We start from the raw sequence: 23,286 nt of genomic DNA, 5'->3' as shown, positions 1-23,286 counted from the left end.
TTAAGCAGTTTACGACAATGATATTAACTTTCGGTATAATGCAAGAGCGCAGCACAAACACAGTTAAACGCTCACTATTGCATTAATATCTCATAGCAAAAGCATTTATTGCAGAGATTTCGACCGAAAAAGTCCGCTGAAGTAGAGTGTTATATCTGGCTGAATTGCCAGCTTTTCATTATATTTTAGGAGTATATCAAACATTAGCCTTTAGAATGTAACATTCCGTGCTAATTCACATCAAGTTATCAAGTCGACTCTCGTTAAATCCCTCTATTGTCGTGATCCTCAAATAAAAAAGCCCTAATACGATTACCGTGATTAGGGCAGAATCATTATTGAGCGCTAACAGAAATAAAACTTACACAATGCTTTATTGGCGTACTTGATTGACAGTGTTTTGCGTCAACGCATAAGGTGCTAATGCAGGTATCTCTTTACGCAGTTGATTTTCAAGCACGAGTAAATTTTCGAATCGATCACATAAACGATCCGCCTTAGCCTCCAACCCCTTAGATTGGCTTTCAATTTGTTGCTCAATATCCTGGCCTAAGTTGTCCATTTTTTTAGAAAGAGCATCCATCTTCGCCTCAAATGAATCACCATTAGCCGACATTATTTGACTACCGAGTGTCATAATAATAGTCCCGATAGAATTTTGAACAATTTGTTCCATTTCTTGGGAAAACTCATCATTAAAAGTGTTTTGCATCGATTCTTCTGTGGCCGCTAAATAAAAACTATCACCCTGCTTGTAAGCAATTGTATCTACCCGCTTTTGTACACCAACCATCATTTGATCAAATTTAGCGCCAGCCGCATCACCCATTAATGGGGTTAACGCCATGCCAACAGCTTTTGATGCAAGAGATACCGATTCATTGATAAGTTCGATCACTTCAGGCACTTGAGTCGACACTTCATCGGCATATTGAGTAACCAATTTTTTCTGCTTGTCGGTTAAGCTAACTTGCTTACCTTCTACAAATAACTTATCAACTTCTATACGGTACTTCTCAGCCCCCTTCTCACTCATGACTAATTTTTTAGGCTCAACCTTAACATCATAATTTAAAGACACATCGCAACGTTCATCGATTTTAAGTTCTGTTTGCGCTTGCGCTAACGGTAAGCCTGATAATCCTAGAATAACGCCAGATAATGCACATCCAGTTAATAGCTTATTTATGTTCATTTTTTAACAATCCTTTAATCTGAGAAATTCAATAGACCTACACCACTAAATAGCTATAGCAGGATATACGCCAACTTTTTAACGTATTGATTATGATGAATATAGAAAAGTTAGCGCTAATGCTAACATGGCGAAATTCGCTAGTTTTAGCTTAATAGCGCTAATAAAAACGAGGGAAGCTAGAAAATAGAGCGCCCAAGACGCTGACTTAGATGCTCAAGCATAGCAGTACCCGCAAGTGAGTTGCCATTCTCATCAAGCTCTGGTGACCAAACACAAATCGATAACTCGCCAGGGATAACCGCAATAATACCGCCACCGACGCCACTTTTACCAGGCATACCAACACGATAAGCAAATTCACCCGCGCCATCATATAAGCCCGAGGTGGCCAACAGAGCGTTAAGTTGCCGAGTTTGAACTTGAGAAATCAGCTCAGTGCCATCCACAGTTTTGCCGCGATTCGCCAAATACAACATGGCCCTAGATAAATCAGCACAATTCATTTTTAGGGCGCAGTAATGAAAATAAGTGCGCAGCACAGTATCAACATCGCCTTGAAAATTACCAAACGACTTCATCAAATAAGCGATAGCCGCATTGCGCGCACTATGCTGATATTCTGAATCTGCCACTTGTTTATCAAAACACACTTTATCGTTTTGGCTGAGTTGCCTAACTAACTCAAGCATTCTGTGTTTAGGCGCACCTAAACGGCTCTGCAATAAGTCAGCAATCACTAACGCGCCAGCATTGATAAAGGGATTGCGCGGCTTGCCACGTTCTAACTCGACTTGAACAAGAGAATTGAAGGAATGGCCCGAAGGTTCTTTGCCAACACGGCTCCAGATTTCGGCTTCTTCATATAAAGTTAACGCTAAGGTTAAGCTGAAAACTTTAGAGATACTTTGAATCGAAAACGGCTCAAGGTAATCGCCCGCACCTAAAGTTTCACCATCAACAGTCGTGACGGCAATGCCTAATTTGCCAGCATCAACGCTAGCCAGTGCGGGGATATAATTTGCAACTTTTCCTTGGCCGAGCAAGGGTCGAACTTTCTCGACCACTTCCTCAAGTAATGCCAACTCGGGCATTAACCCCACCAAATATCGTACAGTTCGCTAACTTCAACCTGGGACACTTTTTGAGTCGCCCAGAATGCCTTAACTGCAGCAATATCTTCTTCGGTACATTTGCCAATCGTTTGGGTGGCGATAATGCCTTCCCATTCGATGTGGCCGCCGCCGTGAAAACCTAATTTGCGGGCTTCGATCACTTCGTCGATAAATTTATCTACCGTTGCATCGATATCGGCTTCAGATACAGATGCATCAAAAGTCCAAGTCATATCAAAACCTAACTCTTGGAATTCATCGACGCGCATTTTCTTACGTAAACGACGGCTACGATTAGTTGCCATAGTGATTTTCCCTTTTGTGTTTAAAATTAGCTAAAATTGAGTTCGTGATTAAACGATACGCTCAAACATCAGATCCCATACACCGTGACCCAATCTATGGCCGCGGGCTTCAAACTTTGTCAGTGGGCGATGATCAGGACGTGGCACAACGGTGTCATCGACCGATTGGTTTTTATAACCGGGCGCCGCATTCATTACCTCGAGCATATGCTCGCTATATTCTTCCCAGTCAGTGGCCATATGGAACACACCACCAATTTTTAGCTTGCTACGAACAAGTTCGGCAAATTCAGCTTGTACGATGCGGCGCTTATGGTGACGTTTTTTATGCCAAGGATCGGGGAAAAACAATTGCACTCGAGCTAATGAGCCGTCAGCAATCGCATGTTCTAATACTTCCATGGCATCGTGATGATATACACGTAAATTAGTCACACCGGCAATGGCAGCATCACTTAAGCAAGAGCCTACACCCGGTTTATGTACTTCAATACCAATGAAATTTTGCTCCGGTGCATCTTTTGCCATTTGTACTAAAGAGGCACCCATGCCAAAGCCAATTTCCAGCACAGTATCGGCTTCACGACCAAAAACCTCGCTAAGGTTTAATGGCACTGGGCTGTAATCTAAACCCATTGTTGGCCACTGGCTTTCAATAGCTTGGGCTTGGCCTTTAGTTAAGCGACCTTCTCTCAGGACAAAGCTTCTGATCTTGCGCAGATACTTGCCTTCTTCATTAAATTCAGCGGTAGTGACTTCGCTCATTTTTGCCTCGTCTAGTGGACAGCACCATCATAAAAGAAGGGCATTATCCAAAGTTCAACATACAGTGCAAGCACTAATGGGGCGAAAGTATACCAAGATTATTTAAGAGTGCGAATTTAGCAGCGATTTTTGGCTTTTTAGGCTTTATTCACGTGTCTTTTGAGCTTGTCTAAGAAGATAACTGCCGCTACACTGCGCCGATGAAATCTACAGCCTCCTTCGCTACACGTATCGTCTCTTGGTACGACAATCACGGTCGTAAAACTCTCCCTTGGCAGCAAGATAAAACCCCATATCGCGTATGGGTTTCTGAAATCATGCTGCAACAAACTCAGGTTGCGACTGTTATTCCCTATTATCTTAAATTTATGGCGCGTTTCCCCGATGTGTTAGCACTCGCTAACGCGCCAGACGATGAGGTGTTGCATCATTGGAACGGCCTTGGCTATTACGCTAGGGCGCGTAATCTGCATAAAGCGGCCAAGATGATCCGCGACGATTATCAAGGATTATTTCCAACGGATTTTGAGCAAGTGCTCGCCCTACCCGGCATCGGCCGCTCAACAGCAGGCGCAGTATTATCGCTGTCGCTTGGGCAACATCACCCCATTCTCGATGGCAACGTAAAACGCGTGTTAGCAAGACACGGCGCCATTGCTGGTTGGCCAGGGCAAAAAACGGTTGAAGAACAGCTTTGGCAACTAACGGATACATTGACGCCGCAGCAAGATATTCAGAAATACAATCAAGCCATGATGGATATAGGCGCCAGTATTTGCACTCGTAGTAAACCTAACTGCGCCGTCTGCCCTGTGGCGATTGATTGCAAAGCTCAACTGATTGGCAGACAAACCGATTTCCCTGGCAAAAAGCCTAAAAAAACCATACCCACCAAAGCGGCGTGGATGTTAGTGCTGATGCAAGACAACCAAGTCTTTTTAGCTAAACGTCCGCCAGCGGGAATTTGGGGCGGACTCTGGTGCTTCCCTGAATTCGCTACTCAAGATGCACTTGAAACTCATCTTGAAGAGCAAGGCTTCGATGCCCAACAGCTCGAATGGTTAACAGGCTTTAGACACACATTTAGCCACTTTCATTTAGATATTCAGCCAATGATGCTTAATTTAGATCAGACGCAAAATAACAGTCAAATGATGGGCGTCATGGAACAAAACCAGTCTCTCTGGTATAACATAAGTCATCCTTCCAAAGTGGGACTGGCCGCAGCCACCGAGCGCGTGCTAGCCAATTTGGGATCACTCGTTCAATCCGCAGTCAGTAAGGAATAATCATGGCGCGTACAGTCAATTGCGTATATTTAAATAAAGAAGCCGACGGCCTAGACTTTCAACTGTATCCAGGTGATTTAGGTAAACGTATTTTTGATAACATCAGCAAAGAAGCTTGGGGCCTATGGCAAAAAAAGCAAACCATGCTGATCAACGAGAAAAAACTCAACATGATGAATGTTGATGATCGTAAATTTCTTGAAGAACAAATGACCTCTTTCCTATTTGAAGGTAAAGATGTTGAAATTGAAGGCTTTGTACCAGAAAAAGACCAAGATTAATTCTGTTCGTTAGTCGACTCTAAATATAAAGCTTACAAAAAAGCGCCTTTCGGCGCTTTTTGTTTATCTAAATGGCAGAATAAAGAGTTACTTACGCACGCCTTCAACCACTAGATCTAACTCAACATGGCTAGATGCTGGACCTAAATCCATCTTGATACCGAAATCTTTCATCGCAAAAGTGGTTGTGCCCGTAAAACCGGCACGGTAGCCACCCCAAGGGTCCTGACCTTCACCCACAGCATGGGCCTTGATCGCTAATGGTTTAGTCACACCATTTAAAGTTAAGTTACCGTTAATCACTAAATCGCCATTTCCTTTATCTTCCACCGAAGTAGATGCAAAGGTCGCTTTAGCGAATTTGCCAGTATTAAGAAAATCTTCGCCGCGAATGTGTTTATCACGCTCAGCATGGTTTGAATCGACACTTAATGTATTCACAGTAACATTTACAGTCATCGCTGTTGGTTTAGCCGCATCGTAACTAAAATCACCGCTAAAATCATTAAAACGCCCCACCACATAACTATAACCTAAATGGTTTACTTTAAAAGTAATAGAAGCATGAGCACCTTCTGTATCAATCACATAATCTGCAGCAGAAGCCGCCATAGGAACCAATAGAGATACACCAATCAGTGCGCTTAACAGTTGCTTTTTCATTATATTATCCTCGTTTAAATTTAATCATTTTAAGTAGGGTGGTGTCTTTATCGATAAAGTGATGTTTTAATGCGCCCGCGGCGTGAATAACGACCAACGCGATCAAGCTGTAAGCCGCATATTGGTGAATATCACCCGCGATATCAGCTTGGTTTGCAAACAAAAGTCCCAATCCTGGTAGTTCAAACCAATCAAACACCCAGATACCACGGCCATCTGCGGTTGAGATTAAAATGCCAGCGATCATGATGACAAAGAGCAAGACATAAATAATAAAATGCGCCAAATGTGCGGCCGTCTTTTCCCACGGTTTATGGCTTGCCTCAGGTGCAGGCCTAGGATTAACTAAGCGCCATACCAAACGAAATATTGTCGCCGCCAATAACAGAATCCCAATACTTTTATGTAGATGCGGTGCAGTCTTGTACCAAGTACTGTAGTAGGTTAACTCCACCATCCACACACCTACGGCGAATAACCCAATCACAACTAACGCACTGATCCAATGAATAACAATAGCGGGTATTCCATAAGCTAATTTACTATTTCGAAACATAGAGTCTCTCCATACTCGCGTTATCCCATATTACCTATCAAACAATATCCATTATCATAAGTCTAAATTTAAAAACTAAAAGCCGCAAAAATCGCTAATATCTTTCTAAATTTTAGAAATTAAGTCAAAAACCAGGATTAATGGGAACAAAGCTATAGTAAACATCAGTATCCATCTGATTTAAAAAACACAGCAAACGAATGAAAATGAGCTGAATTTGCAGAATAAAAGATAAAAAACACCCAAGATGCGCATTAAACAGCCGAACGAGTGATTTATTGGGAAAAAGCACTTGCAGAGCTCAAACACCCTAGCTAATATAGCCGCACTTCGGACGATGTGGTTTAACCAACGAGTCCAAAGTAGTTAACTAACACTTAGTTTAGTTGCCCGAATAGCTCAGTCGGTAGAGCAGAGGATTGAAAATCCTCGTGTCCCTGGTTCGATTCCGGGTTCGGGCACCACTTTTAAAGTAATAAGCTCACTAGAGTTTTTTATAATGCTTTACGCCGGCATAGCTCAGTTGGTAGAGCAACTGACTTGTAATCAGTAGGTCCCGAGTTCGACTCTTGGTGCCGGCACCATATAACGACGAAGCCACTCACTGAGTGGCTTTTTTGTATCTGTCGTTTGCATATAATCCCCTTCATCAATAAGGAATCGCAACTGACTTACTCTCGATAACGCCAGTAGATCCCGAGTTCGGCTCTTGGTGCTGGCACCATATAACGACGAAGCTACTCACTGAGTGGCTTTTTTATATCTGTCGTTTGAATAAAAACACCCGTCATCAATAGGGAATCGCAACTGACTTATCCCAAAAAACGAAATAAGCAAGGATACTTAAACCTTAAAGAATATTTGTAACCTCAAGATTGCTGAAAACTTCAACAGCGACATACGTGAAGAATGTAAGAATAAAATAAATGCTCCAATTTTGTTTAATAGTTAATCAGTCACTTTAAAAGGGCTTGCGCAGCTAAAGCGAGCACTATATTATACGCGAACTTTGAACAGACAGCGTATTTTACGCTTTAGTGTAAAGTAGTTAACTAACACTTAGTTTAGTTGCCCGAATAGCTCAGTCGGTAGAGCAGAGGATTGAAAATCCTCGTGTCCCTGGTTCGATTCCGGGTTCGGGCACCACTTTTAAAGTAATAAGCTCACTAGAGTTTTTTATAATGCTTTACGCCGGCATAGCTCAGTTGGTAGAGCAACTGACTTGTAATCAGTAGGTCCCGAGTTCGACTCTTGGTGCCGGCACCATATAGACAATGAAGCCACTCACTGAGTGGCTTTTTTGTATCTGTCGTTTGCATAAAAACACCCGTCATCAATAGTGAATCGCAACTGACTTACTCTCGATAACGCCAGTAGGTCCAGAGTTCGACTCTTGGTGCCGGCACCATATAAACAATAAAGCCACTCACTGAGTGGCTTTATTGTATCTGTCGTTTGCATAAACACATCCGTTATCAATAGGGAATCGCAACTGACTTACTCTCGATAACGCCAGTAGGTCCCGAGTTCGACTCTTGGTGCCAGTACCATATAAACAACTCAATAAAAATGCACTTATCCAAGCAATTATTTCATTAACTCAAAGGGTATTGGCCTATCACCAACCTGAACTTGGTGCTGTACATGGCGCCAGCATTGACTTAATTCATTCAAGTTAACCTTTCTTTCAGGAAACTGAGTTGCAAGGTTATCAATAACTTCTATTTGTTTTTTACACAGTAACGACCAACGTTCAGCATTTGATAGGTGCATAATGTTTTCCTTAACTTAGAGGTTGTTTCTCCATCACCTTTGAATTTTAGACTAGCATAGAATTATTACCAGCCCGAATTTGCGTGTTAGCGCACTGTTAAAACAAGTGACTACAGAGTATCTTTGTCCTACAGATATAAATATAGGAGGCATTATGACTGCCAATATTTTTAAACTCATTTTTGTCGTTATTGGCTTATTTCTCGTTTACAAACTGATTTTTAGCAATAAAAAAGGTATGACAATTTTTGAAATGCATTTTAAAGATGGGCGCATGACTCAGCATAAGGGCAAGATCCCTGAAAGGTTTGAAAAAGAGTGCCGCCAAATCGCTAAAGCCGAAAAACTCACTTGTACTGTTAGGGCTGAAAAATCAGGAGACGTGCGCTTACATATTTCCGCCAATGTGAGTGACAATGTTAAGCAGAGGATCCGTAATTTATTTCCTTTTGAGTATTACGATAAAAAATCTATCGATAATAGTCGTCAAGCTGGCTAGATTTTTACCCCGTTATACTAGCAACCTCAAGTGAGATAATTGAGGTTGCTACCTATCCTAAAAGCACTTTGCTTATTTTTAGCTAAACAATACTGTTAAACTCAATTTAGACCATAAGATTCACTTTTGAATCACTAAAGTCACCTTAGCGACTGTGACACCAAACTTAATAATATCACTCTGATTTATAACAGTATTATCATTGACTAAGTACATCCAATCGTCGAAATGAACTTGGTATTCATCGCCGTCCACAGGTAATAGCATGTCATATTTCCAACGCAGTGCGCTGCCACTAGATTGACCTTGAGCAGTACCAATAATGTCATCGGCCGTGCCTGTATATCGCCCATTACCTAAAGCTTTTATATGCCACACACGGGTTTGAGTTTCACCATCATCGTAAACAAACCATTCTTTAATAACCCCGATGTCCCCTTGCCAACTCGCTTCCATAATGACATTAAACTTGCGGATCACTTTACCACCGAAGTTTTGCACTATGCCTGATGCAGTTAGTGGGCCATTAAAAAAGGACTCCAAAATAAGTTTTGGATGAGTCTCTTGGTAATCAGTCACCTCAACCGATGAACAACTCGAAAGCCCCGTAATCATCAATAAAACCAAAATCCATTTTTGCCCCAAAAAGTGTTTTAACAGTCGCATGATTTTTCTCCGAGTAATTGTGCCCTCAAACTCGGGCGGCTTGTTTTAGGTGATAACCAAATGGCTAAAAAAGCTTGGGCAAAATGCGCATCATCAATCATATTAAGCGGTTGCTGGTTATAAAAAAATTGGCTAGTTTTCCCATCGATAACCATAAAGCTCAAGTAATCACCTTGCTTTACATCGGGCCAGATAGACGCTAATACACTCAGCCAGCGTTCAATATCGGTCTTAGAAAATCCTAGTTTTTGCCACTGTTCCCGTGTTGCTTGCAAAAGATCCTCAGAATCAATGTCGCGATAATACTCAATCTCTAATAATTGGGGGTACTGCTCCTGTTGATAATGTCCTGTAGCAGTCATCAACTTCGCTTTGTATAAACTCAACCATAGCCAATCCATCTCTCCTCGCCCAACTTCAATCAAAGGTGAGTTCAAATGCTGAACGGATATAGCCTTGGCAGATTGAGGGGCTTTATCCTGCGCAGATAATGTCCCAAATGGCATAGTTCCTACAAATACAAAGTAAGAGTACAAACAGACTAACTTTTTCAGCGTCATAGGTTATAACCTTCTATCCGTGCCACGATTGAATACTCTTTGGCAACTCAATAACAGCGTCTTAAAAGCCATCAGGCTATTTGAATGCGTAAGGTGCAGTAATAAGGGAAAGAGTAAACACCAAATCATGGCAAGCACTATGCTGGTAGAGATAAGTTCAAAGGGAAAAGCGACCGCGGACATTTTTGCGCCAGCCACATAGCTCAGGCAACCAAATATCCCGCCGATGATGACTTGTAAAAATAAGGGCCAATGCCGCATAAACGCGAGGCTATAATGCAGACTCAATATAAAATGTAGCCATAGACAAATGAGCCACCAAGGGAATACCGCAAACTCAAACACCCCAAAAATCACCAGTAGTGTATCTATGGCCATTCCGATAGGTGCGAGTTTAAGGATTAGCATCCAATCAAGCTTATAGCACTGACGTTTTCCCAGTACAATTAGCAAGATAAAATGCAGTAATAATAATGGGATAGTAAGAGTAAGCGATAAATTCAGCCAAAGTACACTAGACCACCACACCAGCTGAAAACTGACAGCATTATAAATGATAAATCCCCGAGACTTAGGACAGTCACGGGATAATAAAGCATAAGCAGACGCTGAACGGTCGCTAGGAATACTTAAAATGGGCTTCATGTAAACGCTCATTTAACAAGATTGCATCACTGACAATCGATAGTCAGGGCGTACAGCAACAAGATGCACTGTACTTGTGGTGCGTTCTAAAAACCCCCCTTCACAATAACTTAAGTAAAATTTCCACATACGGATAAAGTCTTCGCCATAGCCTAATGCTTGGATCTCACCTATCGCATGATCAAAATTCTCATGCCAATGTTTTAGCGTTTTAGCATAATCCAGCCCCATATCATTGACCGACCAAACCACCATATCGGTTTGCTTAGCCATGTGATTCACCATTTGGCTCACCGAGGGTAAACAGCCACCAGGAAAAATATAGCGCTGAATAAAGTCCACACTTTTGCGATAACTGTCATAACGCTGATCGGCAATAGTAATCGCCTGCAGCAATATCCTTCCATTTGGTTTTAGAAGTGATGCTAACTTTTTAAAAAATCCAGCCAGATATTCATGGCCAACCGCTTCAATCATTTCAATGGAAACAACCCTGTCGTATTCCCCCGTTAAATTACGATAATCTTCTGTGAGTAGTGTGATTTTGTCGCTTAACCCCTCCTGTTCAACGCGTGCTTTGGCATAAGCGTATTGTGCATCCGAGATGGTTGTCGTGGTGACATGTACACCATAATGCTTGGCAGCGTAGATGGCGAGCGCCCCCCACCCCGTACCAATCTCTAGTAAAGTTTGACCTGGTTGTAAGTCAAGTCGCTCACAGATAGTCATCAACTTAAACTGCTGAGCCTCCTGTAAACTGGCTTCTTCATGGGGATAAAGCGCACTGGAATACAGCATTTCTCGGTCTAGGAATTGTTCATACATGGCATTGCCTAAGTCGTAATGGGCCAAAATATTACGCTTTGATCCTTCCTTAGAATTACGATTCAGCAAATGTTTCACACGGTTTATCGTGCCAGTTAACCAAGAGAACTTGGCTTCAATCCTATCGAGCAAGGCGAGGTTACGCGCAAAAAGCTGCACCACCTTAGTCAGATCAGGACTTTCCCAATGTCCTTGGATAAAACTTTCACCAGCTCCAATGGAGCCAGATAACATCACTTGCCGATAAAAACTCGGGTGCTTAACCACCAAAGTGGCATGTAAATCCGCATGACTCTGGCCAAAACGGTAGCTCTTATCGCCTTCGACTAAGGTTAAACATCCATGCGGCAAGCTTTCCAGCGCCTTAAGTAATACTTTACGCGCAAGACTGTCAGGAAGCTTCCCTGTGATAGCTGAAGTTTGCGAAGCTGTATTTTCCATATTATTTCTCCACCTGAGCTGGATGCGGCACAAAGGGCACACGTTTGAAAAAGAGTTTTAATGCTTGCCAATAAATACCGAAGAAGATCTTTAGTGTCATAAAAGGAAAGTGGAATAAAAATGAACGCAGATTGACCGCATTAATTGGCTGGCGTTTCATTACAAGAGAAGCATTAAAGAGCTTTTTCCCCTCTTGATTGCCAATCACCTTAGGTATTGAATTATTCTCAATACCTATATTTAAATGTTCCGTCGGTGCTGAGACATGCCAAACATAACGCATATCCAGTGTCATAAAAGGCGAAACATGGAATACCTTATCCGATGGCTGCGGTGTAGTTAAATCCACTAAATAACAATGACGTTGGTTCCAAGGTGTATTACTCACTTCGGCCAACATATATAAAGGCTTTTGATTTTGATAACAAAAATAAAAATTAACTGGACTAAAATACACACCAAAATGGCGGATTTGCCCAACAAACATCACTCGATCACATAGCTTATCAGCCCCAAGCTCTGCGACTTGGGTAAGCACTCGAGCTTTAAGTGACGCAGTGCTCAAATCTGTGATTTGCTGTTCGCGGGTTTCACCCGTTTTAGCTGTAAAAGAAATAAGATAATCTTTGGGATTAAATCTCAATAAAGCACGGCGCTGACTGGCAAATATTCGCCCCATCGCACTGATGTTATCAACCTCATCCAAATCAATCGCAAGCAATGCCATTTCATAGCTGAAATTATGCTTGATGGGTGTAAAACGACTGTGGAATACAGTGCCGTAATAAATACCACTGCTAAGCGTCGTCATAGTTCTACTCCGAAGTGTGCACACACATCGAGGGCACTACGAACGCCATCTTCATGGAAACCATTGTGCCAATAAGCGCCAGCAAAATGGGTATGATTGTGGCCTGAAATCTCCTCACGCCGAGCTTGTGCCTTGAGACTGGCCTCATTAAATACGGGGTGAGCGTAGGTGAAACGGCGCAATACTTTAGCCTCATCAATCAATTCTGACTGATTCAACGTGATACAAAAAGTCGGTGCATTGGCAGGCAACTGTTGCAGAATGTTCATATTGTAAGTGACTGATGCGGGGCGCTTTAAATCACCATCTAAGCGATAGTTCCAGCTAGCCCAAGCAGCTTTACGTTGAGGTAAAATGCGTGTGTCTGTATGTAGCACAACATCGTTATCTTGATATTGCAAATCACCGAGAACGGCCTTCTCAGTCGATGTAGGATCCATAAGCATCCTAAGTGCTTGATCACTATGGCAGGCTAAAATAACTTCATCAAACTCAAGCCACTCACCTTTAACGAGCAATCTCACTCCATCGTGTTGCCGTTCAATCGCACTAACAGGGGAGTTTAAGTGAATACTCTCTTTAAACGGGGCAATTAAATCAGGAATATAACTACGAGAACCGCCTTCAAGCACATACCATTGAGGTCTATCACTGACATTTAATAATCCGTGATGTTCAAAGAAGCGAATAAAGAACCTCAGTGAAAATGCTCGCATATCTTCAATACTTGAAGACCAAATCGCCGCTCCCATAGGTAAAATATAATGCTCAGCAAAAAAAGGCGAAAAATGTTCTCGCTCTAAAAAATCCCCCAAATTTCCCTCGGGATATTTATCTTGCTGATAAATCGCTTTGCAACTTTTATTAAAGCGTAAAATTTCTCTTAAAAAAGTCCAAAAACGAGGGTTAAAAATATTCCGCTTTTGAGCAAATAAACTACCAAAGTGGTGACCATTATACTCAAGTCCTGTCAGCGTATTGTGCACACTAAAACTCATTTCTGTCGGTAATATCTTTACCTTAAGACGAGCCAATAAACGCTCAAAACGAGGATAAGTTCTGTCGTTAAATACGATAAAACCAGTATCAATAGCGTAATTTTGTCCCTGATGATGAATATCGACAGTGGCGGTGTGACCACCAATATAGTCATTGGCTTCAAATACTGTCACTTTATGTGACTCACTCAATAAATGGCCACAGGTTAAACCTGAGATACCAGTGCCAACAATAGCGATATTTTTCATAGACTCGGATCCTTAAGTGGCTTGGTATTGGTAGCCATCATCTTTTGCCATAAAAAAGCAGGTAAAAATGACAATAGTTTCAGTAAATAAGTAAAACGCCTTGGAAAATGAACCTCACGCTGACCACGTTTTAATCCGCGGCGTATAGCCCTAGAAGCGGCTTCAACAGTCACTTGCATCGGCATGGGGAAATTATTTTTAGCCGTTAATGGGGTTGCCACAAAACCTGGGCAAATCAAACTCACCCCAATGCCAAATTGCGTCAAATCTATCGCTAAACTTGAGGCTAAATACTGTACGCCAGCTTTAGAGGCGCCATAGGCTTCAGCACGGGGAAAAGGTAAGTAAATCGCACTCGAGCTCATTAATCCAATATGTGAACCTTTTGGCATCAAAGGTAAAAATGCACCAAGGCAATAACCCATCGAAATAAGATTGGTATGAATAACTCGCTCGAATAATGCATCATCAAACGCTTTGGCATCATCGATATATTCACAGCTCCCCGCATTTAAAATCACTAAATCGAGTTGGCAATGTTTATGGATTAATAACTGGCTTAAGTCTTTCGCGGCTTGCTGAACTTGCTCGCGCTGCGATATATCAAACACGATAATCGAGGCGCCTAAAAGCTCAACTAATGCCAATGCATCCAGACGCTGCCGATCGCGACCACAGGCAATAACATGCCAACCCTGCTGTAAGTAATCCTGCGCTAGTTGCAATCCAATCCCTGAAGTTGCCCCAGTAATAAGCACAGTTTTGTGCTGTGCCAGTTTGACAACGCTAGATTGATCGACAGGACGATAATTAACACTGTCCATTACTTTGCCGCCCTATCTTTAAGTAAGCGAATTAGCCCCCCCATGCAAGGCAAGTGCTCGTATAGCATTTGCCCGAGGTCGAAGTAATCTCGGTGGAAAAAGATTTTCTCATTGAATCTCAGTTGGCTCATGCCATCGACAAAAATAGTTTCCCCCTTATTTAACTTGGGGTGGGAATACTGCATTTGCCAAAATAGTGAGGCCTGAGAGTTATTCTGTTGTACTTCCTTAATATCAAACTGAATATGCTGAATATTTTTATATAACTTAGCAAAGTACTGAGTTAATGCAGGTAAACCGATAATCTGATGCATAGGATCGGCAAATATAATCTTGTCATCGTAAACTCGCTCGAGCAAATGCAGATTGTCTTTATTTAATGCTTGGTATAGCTGGATAAAATCGTCAACAAGTGTATTTGGATTTACTTCAGTCATCGCTGTATTACTCCAGAACCCAAATTTATAAGGCAGAAGCCTTTTTCAATACGCCGAGCACACTTAATGCTCTAACCCTTGCTTCGGTGTGATCCACTATGGCACTCGGATAAGCGGCTTGTTCGGCAAATAATGGCTGTTTAAACAATAAAGGAGTCTTAGCGGTATTGGGTTGATGCAGTTGCTTTATTCCCCAAGATGCCAGCTCTGGTAAGTATTTACGGATAAAGCTGCCATCTGGATCAAACTTTTCACTCTGGCTCATTGGATTAAAAATACGGAAATAAGGTTGGGCATCACATCCACATCCAGCAGACCATTGCCAGCCACCATTATTAGCCGCTAAGTCACCATCAATGAGTTTTTGGCGGAAATAGCGCTCACCCCAACGCCAATCAATTAACAAATGTTTGGTTAAGAAACTGGCGACCACCATACGCAGGCGATTGTGCATCCAACCTGTTTGATTAAGCTGACGCATAGCTGCATCAACAATAGGATAACCAGTTCGTCCCTCGCACCAAGCCTTAAACTCTTCAATATTATTACGCCACTGAACTTGGTCTGCTTGACGATTAAAATTATAATTTTTAGATAAGTCTGGAAATGCGACTAATAAATGACGATAAAACTCACGCCAGACAAGCTCATTAAGCCAAGTTCGGCCAAGGCTTGTATCATCCACGATCACCTCAGGAAAACGCTGTAATAATGCGGCAACACATTGGCGTGCACTGAGCACGCCAATCGCCAAATAAGGAGAAATACAACTCGTCCCATCTAGGGCCGGAAAATCACGATCCTGTTTATAATCTTGCACTTTTTGCTGTACAAAATCGCACAGCAAACGCTTAGCTTGCCCTTCTCCCGCGCCCCATTGTTCGCTCGATACTTTATTCACGGCTAAATTTAACGCTTTAGGTTCTGGTAAAACGGGCCCAAGTGGTGCGGGAACTCCGAGTGGCAAAATGGCATGACGGGCGGCAATTTCTCGCCACTTTCGACTAAAAGGGGTAAAAACTCGATACATTTCACCCGATAAGTTCAACACTGTGCCTGGCGCGAGCAAACAATGTTCATCAGTTAACAACAGCGGCACACCCGCATCAATGCATGCCTGATCGCGAACTCGTTCGTTTATCTCTGGCTCTGAGCCAGCAAACACCCTTGTAATATTGTGCTGCTGACAATAATCAAGCATAAATTGTGGGATATCCGCAAAACGCTCTAATTGAATTAACTCAAACTGAATACCTAAACATCCAAGACCTTTCGCAAGCAGATTAATATGACGTTCAATAAAATCTAATTGAATAGGCGCTACATCATGGCATGCCCACTGGATGGGAGTTGCAATATATATAGCCCTAAGCGCAGTACCTTGCGCCCTTGCCCAATCGCAAGCCGCTGTTAATGCTTGATTATCGGCAAGTCTTAAATCTTGACGAAACCACATCAGTGTATCGCCTACATTTGACGTAGCCATTTGTTCTTTAAGTGATATCACTGTTATCTCCACTCATATTTTTAATACCGCCTTTTACTTATACACCCTGCTGCAGATTGACCGTTTGATGCCGAGTCGAAGCCTGCGATTTAGGTGACACAGAATCAATCAACGCCGCTACCGTTGGCATAGCAAATGTGGATAACGAGGTATACATGGGGGCAAAGGGTCCAATGACACAGCATGGGAAAGCCATTTGTTTTAGGGTATCGAGTATTTCAGCCTGCTCAGAACCGGAATGACTAGCATCAGGAATAACCAAAAGTGCATCGACTTTGAGCCTGCCATTTAAGAGCGCTAAATTCCCAATAACCTGCTCACCAAGATCAATAACCGACACTCGTAACGCCGCTAATTCAAGTAACAAAATGAGTGAAAATAGGGTATTAGTCCGTATTGCATTTGCTGATAACTGTGTATTACGGCAGAGTGTTATTACAACAACTCTTGCCGTATGTGCTTGCCCTGCAAGCACAAAACGTCCGCCTGTCCGACTAAGTAATTCACTCTTTAGCCATGCGGTCACTAACTCAGCATCGAGCCGTTCGACTAGTAAACTATCAATATGACTCAGCCAAGGATTCAATAACTTATCTTTGACTAAATGAAACGGGTATAAGCCGATTGCTTCATCCAATATCTGGTGTAACTTATGTTGATTAAATGCCAACAGTGCAGCCGTCAAGGCTGCAATTTGTTCAGTCCAAATATCAGTCACTTCTGTTTGAGTGGCTTCTAAGGGCAAAGATTTCGCGGCACTCAACAGCAAAGGTTTCACTTTACTAATCGCGACCCCTTTAGCCAACCAAGCATTGATCTCATGAATTTCTTTAATATTTTCTGCCGTGTATAACCTGTGTCCCTTGGGAGTTCGTTCTGGGATCACTAAACCAAAACGGCGCTGCCATGCCCTTAATGTCACCGCATTAACCCCTGTAATTGAAGATACTTCCCCGATTGGGAGTAAGACTTCATCTCGATATTCTGCATCAGGCATGGACGGTTGATCTTCTTTCATCTTAATCACTTATTTGGTTAAACAATTGCTTGCGACCATAAATTAATATGCGTAACGCAGTTTTAACGCCTCAGGATGAGGATTCAAATACACTTGGTCTTCAATATAGGGGGTTGGAAATTCCCGCAGATAATGATTTATCAAGGTAATAGGCACCAATAATGGCAAGAAGCCTTGTCGATATTTCATAATCGCTTCAGATAGTTCTGTCTTTTGCTCTTTGCTCAAATGCTTTTTAAAATAACCTTGAATATGCTGTAACGTGCTGGTGTGATTCTTACGAGTCGCATTAATTTTAAGTGCCGTCATAAAGCCTTCAAAATAGCGAGTCGCACTGGTTTCAAGATCATCAATATTGGCAATAATAGGTCCTAGCTCGCGATACCATTTAGGGCTGTGGGCCATGAGCAGATATTTATAACGGGAGTGAAACTTAACCAATTTATGCTTAGTTAATCCTTCGTGCTTCATTTGGTGCCAATCGTGATAGGCATAAACGCGGGTAAAAAAGTTTTCCCGCAATACCATATCGTGTAAGCGCCCCTCCTCCTCCACGGGTAGTAATGGATAACGCTCCATTAACTTGCGAGCAAACACACCGATACCCGATTTTGTGCCGTTATTCGTGCCTATTTTGTACTCAGTCACCCGTTCCATACCGCATGTAGGCGATTTAGCACAGAGCAAGTATCCCCCTAAAAAATCTAGCTCTTGTACTTTGCTTTCACTGTAAGCATTCAGTCTGTCGGTGACATCTAAGCTACCATCGCCGCTTTGAACAAGTATGGTTTCACCATCACGCACTAAACGTATGCTTTTACGAGGTGCACCTAGACCAATCGCCATCTCAGGACAAATGGGAACATAATCAAAAAAATTTTTAATCTCTTGATTACAATAGGAAGAATTTTTGTGCCCCCCATCGAAGCGAACTTTTTCACCCAATAGACAAGCACTGATCCCAATCTGAATTCGCTGCGGGTTAAACTTATACATAATCTGACTCCTTGTATAACTATGACTTACATTACGGACCAGAGTTGTACAAAGATCAAGTTTTTGTACAAATATTTATAAGTAACAGTGAAATTAACTAAACGATGATTTTGCGCATTTGGCCTCAATATTGCTTAAAAATAACCCGACATTTGACACAGCAATCAAAGGAGCCACACAAAAATGATCGTTACTCACCCTAATACCTTCACAGCCGTTACGCTCGCTCAGGTCAAGTCAAGCCAGAATCAGTTTGAAGATGCACTTGTATCGGCCACCACAGCTTCAGCAACGGTATTATCAACTCAAGATAAAGTGACCTTGTCCTCTACTGGGACCACTGCACAACCTGCTGATACTTATAGTCATTTAGCATCCAATGCTAAACAGAGTTATACAAGTAATGTGCAAAACATAGCGGGAACAAAAGAACCTGAAAAAGACACCAATCGTTTAGATGAAGCCATGCAAGCTATTCTAGATAGACGTACAGGTCTCGATAGGGAAAAACTGAAGAAAATAGAAGAAGAAATGGAGAGAATTGCCGCTGACGAAAATCTATCAGAAGAAGAAAAATCTAAGCAAATAGAGCTACTTCAAGCCCAAAAAGTAGAACTCATTAAAGAATCAACGGAAAAAAATGAAGAGCGGCAACGCAATAACCAAGCTGAAGTTCATTACAGTTGATACGCTAAATACTGAGGTTAGCAAATAAACCATTGCCCAACCCCAAGGCTATTGTGCTCACAAGTGAGTCCCTAAAGGCTTGTTTGGCTGTGTTAATCCAATAGCGACTCACCGAGAGGGCTTTTTACTGCCGAAGGCGCGTTTTTTGGCACGTTGTTTTTGTGCCGCTTTACCGTTACGCCTGGGTTCAGGTTCCATCTTATTAAAATCTGGCTCAAAACCGGGATACCATTGTTGCGGCAAGCGCTTATCAAGCACAACTTCAACTTCTTCTAGTAATAATGTATCTTCTTGGCTAAACAGCGTTATAGCAAGGCCTGCACTCCCCGCTCGCCCCGTACGGCCGATACGGTGAATATAGTCTTCAGCAATAAAGGGCAATTCAAAATTAATCACATATTTTAATTCAACAATATCTAGCCCTCGGGCAGCAACATCGGTGGCCACTAACACCTGAATATTACCCAGTTTAAATGCTTGTAATACTTTTTCCCGTGCGCCTTGGGACAAATCACCATGGAAGGCATGAGTGACAATACTCAGTTTATTTAACTGCTGTACAAGTCTATCAACACCTTGCTTAGTACGACTAAAAATAAGCACTTGGTGCCAATAATTCGAACGAATCAAGTGACTAACAAACTCAGTTTTACGATCGCTATCAATGGCATACACTCGTTGCTCAACCTGTGCTGCGGTCGTATTACGTTTAGTCACTTCGATTAATTTAGGCTCACGTAGTAAAGATTTACTCAACTCAAATATCGCATCATCTAAGGTGGCAGAAAAAAGTAGCGTTTGTCTGTCCTTAGGCACTTGTTTAAGCACTGCATTAATTTCATCCATAAACCCCATATCAAGCATACGGTCGGCTTCATCGAAAACTAATGTACTGAGTTGATTAAGGTTTAATACTCCTTGACGAAGATGATCGAGCAATCGCCCTGGGGTTGCAATTAGCACATCAATACCTGTTTTAAATACATCGACCTGCGCATCAATACTCACGCCGCCATAGGCTATACCTATACGAATATCTGTATTTTTAGCATATTTAACAAAGCTTTGATGTACTTGTACCGCTAACTCACGTGTTGGTACTAACACTAATGCTTGTACGGTTTTTACCCTCTCAGCCTTCTGTTCTACATTTTTAGCCATAAGCAGATGCAAAATAGGGAGTGCAAATGCAGCCGTTTTACCCGTACCTGTCTGTGCGCCGGCCATCACATCTTGTTTGGCTAAAATGACTGGAATTGCTTCCGATTGAATGGGTGTGGGTAACGAGTAACCCAGTTCGGTTATGGTATTCACTAGAGTGGTATTTAAAGATAAGGAACTGAAAGACATTGGAAATCACCAAATAACATCATGGCATTAATGTTAGCAGATACGACATAGTCGCGCCTAGACGCAAAAGCAAAGCATTCCTCCAATGCAATCGACATTAACCACACGAGCAACCGTCATAGCCTCAATAATAGGTCACCACCGATGGAAGTAATGTATAAATTGGGTATCAAGATTGACTTCACAGAGACGCGAATACCAGCGAGGCAGAAGCTACAACTTATTAATATTTTACAGAGTATTGATTGACAAAAATGCTATCTTATTGTCTACAATGGAAATATTAAGGCTGAAACACCAAGGATATTTATGCCCACTGACCACTCATCTCAGATCAAGCCGAGCCAAGCAGCACCATTAACCAGTCAACAACTGTACCGTAAATGTGATCTCAAAGAATTAAGCACCGACTGTCAATCAACCGCAGAACTGACACCACTGGATGATATTGTCGGCCAAGAACGCGCTCAACAAGCCGTTGAGTTCGCTATGGGAATAAAGGAAAAGGGCTACAATATCTACGCTATCGGTCAAAATGGCTTAGGTAAACGCACTATGATGCTACGTTACCTCAATCGACATGAGCCAAGTGAGCACAGCCTATACGATTGGTGCTATGTGGTAAATTTTGATGATACCCGCAGCCCTAAAGTGCTAAAACTCGCTGCAGGATCTGGGCTAGAGTTTAAAAAAGCCATCGAAAAATTGATGCTTAAGTTGGTCAAAGCGCTTCCTTTAGCCTTTGATAATGAAATGTATTATGCCCGTGCTGAAAAACTTAAAAGCCAACTGGCACAAAAGCAAGAAGCGGCGCTCACCGAATTAAGCGAAGAAGCCAAACAAAAGGGAATTAGCCTTAGCTTAACCTTACAGGGTGACTATCAAATGATCGCCCTAAACGGCGAAGAACCCCATGATGAACACTCCTTTACGGCATTAACTGAAACAGAACGCAATCAATTTGAAAGTAATATCAATGGACTCGAAGTCAAATTGCGCAACATCATCCGCCAAAATACTGAGTGGGAAGAAGAATTTAGTGACACTCAACAAGAACATGATGAACAAGTTGCAAAAGATGTACTGATCCACTTTTTTAAACCCCTTAAGGATAAATATAAACATCAACCTGAAGTGCGTGCATTTTTAACGGGTATGCAGGCAGATATTTTAGATAACCTGGATATCTTTTTAGAAGAAAGTGAAGAACAACTCGCCCTCGCCTATGCTTCACTCGAAAAGAAAATGCCACGTCGCTACCAAGTCAACGTACTGGTTTGCCAAGGCGCACAAAAATTTCCGATCGTGGTTGAAGAAAGCCCGAGTTATCACAGCTTATTTGGTTATGTCGAAAATGCGACCTTCAGGGGCACTGTATTTACCGATTTTTCCCTCATCCGCTCAGGCAGTTTACATAAGGCCAATGGTGGTGTGCTATTGATGGACGCGGTAAAAGTATTAGAGCGTCCCTATGTCTGGGATGGTCTTAAACGCGCCCTACGTTCGCGTAAACTCGATTTAAGCTCATTAGAACGTGAAGTGTCGCTATCGGGTACAATATCGCTGGCACCTGAACCTATCCCCTTAGATGTCAAAATCATCCTATTTGGTGATCATGAAACCTACCAACTCTTACAACACTATGATCCAGATTTTAGTGAATTATTTAGAGTTACCGCTGATTTTGAAGATGTGATGGACAGAACCGATGCCTCTGAAGCCCATTATGCCCGCTTCATTTCCAGCATAGTCCACGATAACAATATGCTGCACTGTGATAGAAGCGCTATCGCACGGATCATCGAATACAGTTCCCGTGAAGCAGAAGATCAACAAAAACTCTCGTTGCATTCAGCGAACATTGCCAATCTGCTCCGTGAATCAAACTATTGTGCAAAATCGGCGGGTAGCAAGCAAATTAGTGCGCCTGATGTAGAGCAAGCACTTCGCAACCAAGAGCAGAGGGTTTCACGCCTACACGACAACATAATGCAAAGCTTTATTAATGGTACAACATTAATTAACACCCAAGGTGACGTTATTGGTCAGATCAATGCCTTATCCGTTATTTCCACCTCTGACCATCAATTTGGTATGCCTAATCGTATTACCGCGACAACGGCTTTTGGTAAAGGTGAAGTGTTAGACATTGAGCACAGAGTCAAACTGGGTGGGCGGATCCATTCTAAGGGAGTGTTGATCTTAACCGCTTATTTAGCTTCGGTTTTAGGCAAGACGGCACAAATCCCCTTAACCACATACCTCACCTTTGAGCAATCCTATAGTGGCGTTGATGGGGACAGTGCCTCTATGGCCGAATGCTGCGCTATTATCTCTGCCATCAGTGAACTGCCTATCAGGCAAGATATTGCGATCACAGGTTCGATGAATCAATTTGGAGAAGCCCAACCCATTGGTGGTGTTAATGAGAAAATTGAAGGGTTTTTCGATGTCTGTAAAATAAAGGGCCGCTTATCGAGCCAAGGCGTGATTATTCCCGCATCAAATATTGCCAATCTTATGCTGCGTAAAGATATTGTCGATGCCGTTGAACAGGGTGAATTCCATATTTGGGCGATAACCCATGTCACTCAAGCGATGGCACTGTTACTCGGCAAAAATGCAGGTAGCTTCTTGCAGCAAGAACCATCACCAAACCAAGAGCAATATTCACCTGAGAGCATTTTTGGTATAGCACAACAAAAACTCACCACACTAAGAATGTTGAGTAAAGCCGATTAAAGTCTAAGCTTTTTAAGCCGAGAATGAAGTGATAAAAAAGGGTTGGCCAATGGCTAACCCTTTGTCTTTAAATACTCTCACGGACAAAA

General features: G+C 42.2%; 24 protein-coding genes and 4 tRNA genes. 9 read left to right on the top strand and 19 right to left on the bottom strand.

All coding sequences use genetic code 11. From position 1 onward, the window contains the following. Positions 1 to 373: 373 nt before the first annotated feature. The 4 genes from SPUTW3181_RS06835 to trmB all read right to left on the bottom strand — a co-directional run bounded on the left by SPUTW3181_RS06835 (position 374) and on the right by trmB (position 3,380). On the bottom strand, positions 374 to 1,195 hold the full coding sequence (locus SPUTW3181_RS06835) for a YggN family protein (RefSeq protein ID WP_011788664.1): 822 nt from the start codon (positions 1,193 to 1,195) through the stop codon (positions 374 to 376). 179 nt (positions 1,196 to 1,374) lie between these two features. Further along, the gene (glsB, locus tag SPUTW3181_RS06830; RefSeq protein WP_011788663.1) at positions 1,375 to 2,289 is read right to left on the bottom strand and encodes a glutaminase B; all 915 of its coding nucleotides are present in this window, start codon (positions 2,287 to 2,289) and stop codon (positions 1,375 to 1,377) included. Continuing rightward, positions 2,289 to 2,615 (bottom strand): YggL family protein, encoded by a 327-nt coding sequence (locus SPUTW3181_RS06825; RefSeq protein WP_011788662.1) that lies wholly within the window; start codon positions 2,613 to 2,615, stop codon positions 2,289 to 2,291. Before SPUTW3181_RS06825 ends, glsB begins: the two co-directional genes overlap by 1 nt. 48 nt (positions 2,616 to 2,663) lie before the next feature. Further along, complete coding sequence (gene trmB / locus SPUTW3181_RS06820; RefSeq protein ID WP_011788661.1) at positions 2,664 to 3,380, bottom strand: tRNA (guanosine(46)-N7)-methyltransferase TrmB; 717 nt, start codon at positions 3,378 to 3,380, stop codon at positions 2,664 to 2,666. Between the two features lie 200 nt (positions 3,381 to 3,580). Between trmB and mutY the strand changes: the two genes are divergently transcribed. Together mutY and SPUTW3181_RS06810 are read left to right on the top strand one after the other, a co-directional pair. Next, positions 3,581 to 4,669: an A/G-specific adenine glycosylase gene (gene mutY / locus SPUTW3181_RS06815; RefSeq protein WP_011788660.1), complete on the top strand. Its 1,089-nt coding sequence runs from the start codon at positions 3,581 to 3,583 to the stop codon at positions 4,667 to 4,669. A gap of 2 nt (positions 4,670 to 4,671) precedes the next feature. Then, complete coding sequence (locus SPUTW3181_RS06810) at positions 4,672 to 4,950, top strand: oxidative damage protection protein (RefSeq protein ID WP_011788659.1); 279 nt, start codon at positions 4,672 to 4,674, stop codon at positions 4,948 to 4,950. An 87-nt stretch (positions 4,951 to 5,037) separates the two neighbouring features. Here the strand turns inward: SPUTW3181_RS06810 and SPUTW3181_RS06805 are convergent, their stop codons facing one another. Together SPUTW3181_RS06805 and SPUTW3181_RS06800 are read right to left on the bottom strand one after the other, a co-directional pair. After that, positions 5,038 to 5,613 carry a YceI family protein gene (locus SPUTW3181_RS06805; protein ID WP_011788658.1) on the bottom strand — a complete coding sequence of 192 codons (576 nt, stop codon included), beginning with the start codon at positions 5,611 to 5,613 and terminating at the stop codon, positions 5,038 to 5,040. Between the two features lie 4 nt (positions 5,614 to 5,617). Continuing rightward, positions 5,618 to 6,169 (bottom strand): cytochrome b, encoded by a 552-nt coding sequence (locus SPUTW3181_RS06800; protein ID WP_011788657.1) that lies wholly within the window; start codon positions 6,167 to 6,169, stop codon positions 5,618 to 5,620. 388 nt (positions 6,170 to 6,557) lie between these two features. On the opposite strand from SPUTW3181_RS06800, the gene SPUTW3181_RS06795 reads away from it, so the two are divergent. The 4 genes from SPUTW3181_RS06795 (at position 6,558) to SPUTW3181_RS06780 (ending at position 7,435) form a co-directional block, all read left to right on the top strand. Continuing rightward, positions 6,558 to 6,633, top strand: a tRNA-Phe gene (locus SPUTW3181_RS06795). Between the two features lie 44 nt (positions 6,634 to 6,677). Then, a tRNA-Thr gene (locus tag SPUTW3181_RS06790) sits at positions 6,678 to 6,753 on the top strand. A gap of 486 nt (positions 6,754 to 7,239) precedes the next feature. Then, positions 7,240 to 7,315, top strand: a tRNA-Phe gene (locus tag SPUTW3181_RS06785). A gap of 44 nt (positions 7,316 to 7,359) precedes the next feature. After that, positions 7,360 to 7,435, top strand: a tRNA-Thr gene (locus SPUTW3181_RS06780). Between the two features lie 321 nt (positions 7,436 to 7,756). Here SPUTW3181_RS06780 and SPUTW3181_RS06775 read toward each other — a convergent pair. Continuing rightward, positions 7,757 to 7,942, bottom strand: a complete 186-nt coding sequence (locus SPUTW3181_RS06775; protein WP_011919688.1) for a hypothetical protein — start codon at positions 7,940 to 7,942, stop codon at positions 7,757 to 7,759. Between the two features lie 154 nt (positions 7,943 to 8,096). Here SPUTW3181_RS06775 and SPUTW3181_RS06770 point away from each other — a divergent pair, with 154 nt between their 5' ends. Beyond that, complete coding sequence (locus SPUTW3181_RS06770; protein ID WP_011788656.1) at positions 8,097 to 8,441, top strand: DUF3634 family protein; 345 nt, start codon at positions 8,097 to 8,099, stop codon at positions 8,439 to 8,441. 120 nt (positions 8,442 to 8,561) lie between these two features. Here the strand turns inward: SPUTW3181_RS06770 and SPUTW3181_RS06765 are convergent, their stop codons facing one another. From SPUTW3181_RS06765 to SPUTW3181_RS06715, 11 genes are read right to left on the bottom strand one after another with little or no spacing between them, the layout of a single operon-like run. Next, positions 8,562 to 9,107 (bottom strand): DUF3833 domain-containing protein, encoded by a 546-nt coding sequence (locus tag SPUTW3181_RS06765; protein WP_011788655.1) that lies wholly within the window; start codon positions 9,105 to 9,107, stop codon positions 8,562 to 8,564. Beyond that, a complete protein-coding gene (locus SPUTW3181_RS06760) occupies positions 9,095 to 9,667 on the bottom strand; it encodes a chalcone isomerase family protein (RefSeq protein WP_011788654.1) in 573 nt (190 codons plus the stop codon). Before SPUTW3181_RS06760 ends, SPUTW3181_RS06765 begins: the two co-directional genes overlap by 13 nt. A 3-nt stretch (positions 9,668 to 9,670) precedes the next feature. Next, positions 9,671 to 10,312 carry a DUF2878 domain-containing protein gene (locus SPUTW3181_RS06755; protein WP_049824072.1) on the bottom strand — a complete coding sequence of 214 codons (642 nt, stop codon included), beginning with the start codon at positions 10,310 to 10,312 and terminating at the stop codon, positions 9,671 to 9,673. A 12-nt stretch (positions 10,313 to 10,324) separates the two neighbouring features. After that, positions 10,325 to 11,578, bottom strand: a complete 1,254-nt coding sequence (locus SPUTW3181_RS06750; protein WP_011788652.1) for an SAM-dependent methyltransferase — start codon at positions 11,576 to 11,578, stop codon at positions 10,325 to 10,327. A gap of 1 nt (position 11,579) precedes the next feature. Next, the gene (locus SPUTW3181_RS06745) at positions 11,580 to 12,389 is read right to left on the bottom strand and encodes a DUF1365 domain-containing protein (protein ID WP_011788651.1); all 810 of its coding nucleotides are present in this window, start codon (positions 12,387 to 12,389) and stop codon (positions 11,580 to 11,582) included. Beyond that, complete coding sequence (locus tag SPUTW3181_RS06740) at positions 12,386 to 13,636, bottom strand: NAD(P)/FAD-dependent oxidoreductase (protein ID WP_011788650.1); 1,251 nt, start codon at positions 13,634 to 13,636, stop codon at positions 12,386 to 12,388. Before SPUTW3181_RS06740 ends, SPUTW3181_RS06745 begins: the two co-directional genes overlap by 4 nt. Further along, positions 13,633 to 14,460 (bottom strand): SDR family NAD(P)-dependent oxidoreductase, encoded by an 828-nt coding sequence (locus SPUTW3181_RS06735; protein ID WP_011788649.1) that lies wholly within the window; start codon positions 14,458 to 14,460, stop codon positions 13,633 to 13,635. The genes SPUTW3181_RS06740 and SPUTW3181_RS06735 overlap by 4 nt, the downstream gene beginning before the upstream one ends. Further along, positions 14,460 to 14,897 (bottom strand): nuclear transport factor 2 family protein, encoded by a 438-nt coding sequence (locus tag SPUTW3181_RS06730; RefSeq protein WP_011788648.1) that lies wholly within the window; start codon positions 14,895 to 14,897, stop codon positions 14,460 to 14,462. The genes SPUTW3181_RS06735 and SPUTW3181_RS06730 overlap by 1 nt, the downstream gene beginning before the upstream one ends. A gap of 25 nt (positions 14,898 to 14,922) precedes the next feature. Continuing rightward, entirely contained in the window at positions 14,923 to 16,383 is a 1,461-nt protein-coding gene (gene phrB, locus SPUTW3181_RS06725) for a deoxyribodipyrimidine photo-lyase (protein WP_049824085.1), read from the bottom strand. Between the two features lie 58 nt (positions 16,384 to 16,441). Then, positions 16,442 to 17,422 carry a MerR family transcriptional regulator gene (locus SPUTW3181_RS06720; RefSeq protein WP_011788646.1) on the bottom strand — a complete coding sequence of 327 codons (981 nt, stop codon included), beginning with the start codon at positions 17,420 to 17,422 and terminating at the stop codon, positions 16,442 to 16,444. Between the two features lie 42 nt (positions 17,423 to 17,464). Beyond that, complete coding sequence (locus SPUTW3181_RS06715; protein ID WP_011788645.1) at positions 17,465 to 18,418, bottom strand: YbgA family protein; 954 nt, start codon at positions 18,416 to 18,418, stop codon at positions 17,465 to 17,467. Positions 18,419 to 18,601: 183 nt separating this feature from the next. Between SPUTW3181_RS06715 and SPUTW3181_RS06710 the strand changes: the two genes are divergently transcribed. Continuing rightward, a complete protein-coding gene (locus SPUTW3181_RS06710) occupies positions 18,602 to 19,105 on the top strand; it encodes a hypothetical protein (RefSeq protein ID WP_011788644.1) in 504 nt (167 codons plus the stop codon). Positions 19,106 to 19,213: 108 nt separating this feature from the next. On the opposite strand, the gene SPUTW3181_RS06705 is transcribed toward SPUTW3181_RS06710, so the two are convergent. Next, a complete protein-coding gene (locus SPUTW3181_RS06705; RefSeq protein ID WP_011788643.1) occupies positions 19,214 to 20,455 on the bottom strand; it encodes a DEAD/DEAH box helicase in 1,242 nt (413 codons plus the stop codon). Positions 20,456 to 20,764: 309 nt separating this feature from the next. On the opposite strand from SPUTW3181_RS06705, the gene SPUTW3181_RS06700 reads away from it, so the two are divergent. Further along, positions 20,765 to 23,197, top strand: a complete 2,433-nt coding sequence (locus SPUTW3181_RS06700; RefSeq protein ID WP_011788642.1) for a Lon protease family protein — start codon at positions 20,765 to 20,767, stop codon at positions 23,195 to 23,197. Positions 23,198 to 23,286: the final 89 nt, after the last annotated feature.

This window comes from Shewanella sp. W3-18-1 (assembly GCF_000015185.1).
Taxonomy (GTDB): Bacteria; Pseudomonadota; Gammaproteobacteria; order Enterobacterales; family Shewanellaceae; genus Shewanella; species Shewanella putrefaciens.
The sequence above is the reverse complement of the archived record's forward strand: the minus strand, read 5'-3'. Positions and strand labels throughout refer to the sequence as shown.